The sequence below is a fragment of the uncultured Thioclava sp. genome (genome assembly GCF_913064665.1).
GTDB classification, from domain to species: Bacteria; Pseudomonadota; Alphaproteobacteria; order Rhodobacterales; family Rhodobacteraceae; genus Thioclava; species Thioclava arctica.
The window spans coordinates 1-5,469 of the sequence record NZ_CAJYBT010000080.1; the positions used below are offsets into that span (position 1 = coordinate 1).

Here is a 5,469-nt window from a genome sequence, read left to right on the forward strand (position 1 = left end):
AGCAGGTCCTCGGGGCGCTCAACGCCCTTCAGCAGTTCGTCCAGCAGTTCCTTGGAGATCGTCATGCATGCTTCCTTTCGATGAAGCATGGACCGGATCACTCATACACAGAAGATCTGACACTCTCCATCTTCTCGCGTTATGGGGCATATAAAGCATCAAACGTGTCGCCTATTGGTTCGCAACGAAACCACCTTGTTCCGTAAACGTACTACTGCCATTTGAGTGGATGATAGTCACCGCACCGATGGCCTCTTCGCCGTTTGGCCCGACCAACAGGCCCGTGTAACTTCCGTTAGCGGCAGTCAGACCACTCGTATTTAGATCGCCACCAGTGGTCGTGCCCGTGAAGGCCCCGCCTGACATGCTAGACGTATTGAGCGTCACATCTTGGCTCGGGGTCACTCCATCATAGACGCGGTCAGTGATTGCACCGGAGACATTTTGGTCTTTAAAATCGACTTGAAGCGTTGCTTTCCCCGACACGGTCTTGGGACTCATGTCCCTTATGCCATTCACGACGATGGCCCCATAGGATCCAGAATAGGTTGCGCTGCCAACAGTCGGAAGTACGGTTGGGTCATGGCGCGTCAGCTGCGCACCGTTATCCACCACAATAACCTCGCCTGAACCGCTATCGCTGGTTCCACGTAGTAGGAAGCCTTCTGTCGACTGGCGATAGGTTTTGAATTTGCTAGGGATGCCGGCAAGCGTGTCGGGATAATAGTACCAGCCGCTATTACTTTGTGTCCTCAGAACGCGGTCGGGCGTTCCCCCTGTCGGTTGGTAGACGAACGCATAATTCGCGGCGCTACCCGTCCGGGCCACCGTAGGTGCGACGTCTTCGGTAGTCGCGACAGCAGGACTATCTGGCCCATTTCCAAAGCAAGCCACGAGTAGAAAGGTCGAAGCGGCGGCGATCACCAGATCGATCCGAAAAGCCCAGTTTGGCATGAAATCTCCTAAACCGTCAGCTGCGGGCCTTTTTCATTAGGCATCAAAGAAGATGCGGAACCGCATATTCAAAATATGTCAAATAACTGTTATACAGAGAGATAATCGGATGGCAAGTTTCTCTTCATATCTTGAAACAGACGACTAGTCAGTAACTGCAAGACAGCTAACGCTAGGTGTTTGATCCCACGGTTTAAGGGTGCGATCCTTTCTCAGGAATGGAAGGATGCTCTAACATTAGGAGAAGTTCAAAGTACTCCGGTCCGTTCGGGCACGGGACGAACGCATCGGAAAAACTTCGAACGTCCTAAAGCTCGTAAGGTTTCAACTCTGAGCGGGCGTGACGATGACCTCTGTGTTCCAATCTGCGCAGCGTTTGGTGAGGGCTTCCGGCAGCGGCGTGTCGATGAAAATTGCGTCGATATCCTCAAGAGAGGCCAGACGCACTGGAGCCGAGCGTGTCAGCTTGGAGCTGTCTGCGACAAGGAAGACTTTGCGCGCTTGACGCAGGATTGTGCGGCTGACGCGCACCTCGGCCAAGTCATAATCGAGAAGATCGCCCTCTTCATCGAGTGCTGATGTGCCTATCACCGCGAAATCGACTTTGAACTGATTCATGAAATCGGCTGTCAGATCGCCCACCAATCCACCATCCGAGCGCCGCAAGCTGCCCCCTGCTACCATGATGTCACAGCTTTCATTGCTCAATAAAGTATTGGCGACGTTGATATTATTGGTCACTGCGGTGATGTTGCTATGGTTGCGCAATTCGCGCGCCACGGCCTCGGTGGTGGTGCCAAGATTGAGAATGATCGAACTGTTGTCAGGGATGGCCTGCGCGCAGGCTCGCCCAATTGCGGATTTCGCCGCTTCGTTCATCCGGCGCCGTTCCTCATAGGCGAAATTCATCACCCCCATGCGGATCACAGCGCCGCCGTGCACTCGGTCGAGATGCCCTGCATCTGCCAGTTCCGACAGGTCGCGTCGGATCGTTTGCAGTGAGACATTGAAATGCTCTGCAAGCGTCTCGACCACGACGCGCCCGTCGTCGCGTGCCAATTTGAGAATCTCGTTTTGTCGGAAACTGAGCGCCATGCGACCTCCTTTTTATTCTGCTGCCATAGCTTCCCGCCCGTGTCACCCGAATGTTTCACCGCACTTGCGTGTTTGCGCGTTGTGTTTGCGAAAATGCGCGATTTTCAACAAATACAACAAAAACGAATATTTATTTTGACAAAAGGTAACGAATCGCTGAACTGTCTGTGTGCAGCGAGGGGGGAAGCGTCTGTGTCCACGGCAACAAATGGCGGCCAGCCGGTCGATCTTTTCGTGATTGGCGGAGGCATCAACGGGTGCGGTATTGCCCGAGACGCGGCTGGTCGCGGCCTATCGGTCACGCTTGCCGAGATGGGCGATCTGGCACAGGCGACGTCTTCGGCATCAACCAAGCTGTTTCATGGCGGCCTGCGCTATCTTGAATTTTTCGAATTTCGTTTGGTGCGTGAAGCGCTGCGCGAGCGCGAGATTTTACTGCGCGCGATGCCCCATATCAGCTGGCCGATGCGATTCGTGCTGCCCTACAGTGCTGAGATGCGCTTCGAAAATAATACGCCCACCTCACGGCTAATGTCGCTGGTGATGCCATGGGCAAAGGGGCGGCGACCGGCCTGGCTGATCCGGCTCGGGTTGTTTCTCTATGATCACCTGGGCGGACGCGAGCTGCTTCCCGGCACCAAAACGCTGGATCTGGCACAAAACGCGGCGGGCAAACCGCTGCAGGACAAATTCCATCTCGCCTATGAATATTCCGATTGCTGGGTGCAGGATGCGCGGCTCGTGGTATTGAATGCGCGCGATGCGCAGGCTCGCGGTGCGACGATCCTTGTCCGCACTAAGGTGGTTTCGGCCAAACGGCGCGACGGCCTCTGGACCGTCGTAACCCAAGGGCCTGAAGGTCGGTGCGAACATCACGCCCGAACCTTGGTAAATGCGGCAGGGCCGTGGGTCGAAGACGTGATCCGCAACACAGTCCAGATTAATTCGCAAGAGTCGGTCCGGCTGGTGCGTGGGAGTCATATCGTCACCCGCAAACTTTATGATCACGACCGCTGCTATTTCTTTCAGGGCGAAGATGGTCGGATCTGCTTCGCGATCCCCTATGAGCAGGATTTCACTCTGATTGGCACCACCGATCAGGATCATCAGGGCGCACCCGGCGAGGCCCACTGCTCCCAAGCCGAACAAGATTATCTTTGCGCTTTTGTCTCGGGCTATTTCAAGCAGCCCGTGACCCGCGACGATGTGATCTGGAGCTATTCGGGTGTGCGTCCACTGTATAACGACGGGGCCTCTTCAGCCACGGCGGCGACGCGCGACTATGTGTTGTCGATCGACGAGAAGGACGGGGCGCCAATGCTCAATGTCTTCGGCGGCAAGATCACCACTTATCGTCGGCTCGCCGAGGGGGCGCTTGCGAAACTCAGACCCCATTTTCCAGAACTAAAATCCGATTGGACGGCGGGTGTGGCTTTGCCCGGCGGCGGGTTCAGGCCGCAAGACACCGCGCAAGTTACCATCGATCTGGCGCGCGATTATCCGTTTTTAGGCGCCCCGTGGGCTGAGCGGATGATCCGCCACTACGGACTTGAGGCGCGAGACATCCTGGGGGAAGCAAAATCACCCGCTGATTTAGGCCGCGATTTCGGCGCGACATTAAGCGAGGCCGAGGTGATTTGGCTGATCGAAAAGGAATGGGTGCGCACAGCACAAGATGTGATCTGGCGACGTACCAAACTTGGGTTGCGACTGACCGAGGAGCAGGTCGCGACGTTGGAGGCATTTATCCGGCTGCATGTCGGAGACGCGGTTGGGGCGTAGCGCCTGAACGGGGTCTGAGGGAGGAACGATGACTTTAGAACTGAAATCGGTGTCGAAACTGGTTGATGGGCGCACGCATATCCATCCGTTGGATCTGACGTTGCAAAAGGGCACGATGAACGTGCTGCTTGGGCCGACGCTGGCGGGTAAGACCTCGTTGATGCGGCTGATGGCGGGGCTCGATCAGCCAAGCTCGGGGCGGATTTTCTGGGAAGGCAAGGACGTCACCGGAATGCGGGTGCAAGACCGCAAGGTGGCGATGGTCTATCAGCAATTCATCAACTACCCCGCAATGAGCGTGTTCGACAATATCGCCTCACCGCTGCGCCTGATGGGCGTGGACAAGGCAGAAATTGAGCGCCGCGTGCATGAAACAGCCAATATGATGCAGCTTGGCCCGATGCTGGAGCGCAAGCCGCTAGAGCTTTCGGGCGGCCAGCAACAGCGTTGCGCCTTGGCGCGCGCGCTGGTCAAAGGCGCGGGGCTGGTGCTGCTTGATGAGCCACTGGCGAACCTTGATTACAAGCTGCGCGAGGAACTGCGCGTAGAGATCCCCAAGATTTTCGAGGCATCGGGCGCGATCTTTGTCTATGCCACGACCGAACCCGAAGAGGCGCTGCTGCTGGGGGGCAATGTCGCGACCCTTTGGGAGGGTCGGATGACGCAGTTCGGCCCCACCGCTGAAGTGTATCGCCAGCCGCGCGATCTTCTGAGTGCGCGCGTGTTTTCCGACCCGCCGATGAACTTCATCTCGGTTGAACGCAAGGGTCATAAGATGAGTTTCGGCACTCAGGCGCATGCACCCGCTGATGGTGGTTTCGCGGCGCTGGCGGACGGGCGCTATATCGCGGGATTCCGGCCCAATCACGTGCGCCTTGCGGGCCAAAGCGATGGCGATGCGCTTGAGTTCAAATGTCGTTTGAACGGCACTGAGGTGACTGGATCAGAGACCTATCTGCACCTCAGTCACGAAGATCAGACTTGGATTGGTTTGATCGGCGGGGTGCACGACCTCTCGCATGGCCAAGAGCTGACCATCGCGGTCGATCCGGCCTTTATCTATATGTTTTCCGAGGACGAACGCCTTGCCGCGCCCGCCTCATATGCTGCAGCGGCCTGAGGCGAATATGGCACAAATTACGCTCAAAACACTCGCTCATAGTTACTTGCCCAACCCGAAATCCGAGGCGGATTACGCGCTCAAGCAACTCGATCACGTTTGGGACGATGGTGGGGCCTATGCGCTGCTGGGATCGTCTGGCTGTGGTAAATCCACCTTGCTCAATATCATTTCGGGACTGTTGCGCCCGTCCGAGGGGCGCGTGCTGTTTGGCGATACCGACGTAACCGATGCGCCCACCGCCGAACGCAATATCGCGCAGGTGTTCCAGTTTCCGGTCGTTTACGACACGATGAGCGTGCGCGACAATCTAGCCTTCCCGCTGCGCAATCGCGGCATGGAGGCGGGCTATATCAAGCAGCGCGTTGATCAGATCGCGCAGATGATCGGCATGCAAGAGGTGCTGTCGCGCAAGGCGCGCGGTCTGACGGCGGATGCCCAGCAAAAGATCAGCCTTGGTAGCGGCAATGTGCGGGAGGACGTGAACGCGGTGCTCTTTGATGCACCGCCGACTTTGA

At 56.9% G+C, this 5,469-nt stretch carries 5 protein-coding genes; 3 read left to right on the forward strand and 2 right to left on the reverse strand.

Annotated elements, in window-relative coordinates:
- Positions 1-171: 171 nt before the first annotated feature.
- Together QZ571_RS18150 and QZ571_RS18155 are read right to left on the reverse strand one after the other, a co-directional pair.
- A complete protein-coding gene (locus QZ571_RS18150; protein ID WP_295537540.1) occupies positions 172-954 on the reverse strand; it encodes a transferrin-binding protein-like solute binding protein in 783 nt (260 codons plus the stop codon).
- A gap of 324 nt (positions 955-1,278) precedes the next feature.
- Positions 1,279-2,049: a DeoR/GlpR family DNA-binding transcription regulator gene (locus QZ571_RS18155; RefSeq protein WP_295537542.1), complete on the reverse strand. Its 771-nt coding sequence runs from the start codon at positions 2,047-2,049 to the stop codon at positions 1,279-1,281.
- A gap of 192 nt (positions 2,050-2,241) precedes the next feature.
- On the opposite strand from QZ571_RS18155, the gene glpD reads away from it, so the two are divergent.
- The 3 genes from glpD to QZ571_RS18170 form a co-directional block, all read left to right on the forward strand.
- Positions 2,242-3,831 (forward strand): glycerol-3-phosphate dehydrogenase, encoded by a 1,590-nt coding sequence (gene glpD / locus QZ571_RS18160; RefSeq protein ID WP_295537544.1) that lies wholly within the window; start codon positions 2,242-2,244, stop codon positions 3,829-3,831.
- Positions 3,832-3,859: 28 nt separating this feature from the next.
- Complete coding sequence (locus tag QZ571_RS18165) at positions 3,860-4,951, forward strand: ABC transporter ATP-binding protein (RefSeq protein ID WP_295537546.1); 1,092 nt, start codon at positions 3,860-3,862, stop codon at positions 4,949-4,951.
- A 7-nt stretch (positions 4,952-4,958) separates the two neighbouring features.
- A partial coding sequence (locus tag QZ571_RS18170; protein ID WP_295537548.1) for an ABC transporter ATP-binding protein occupies positions 4,959-5,469 on the forward strand: 511 nt, incomplete at its 3' end.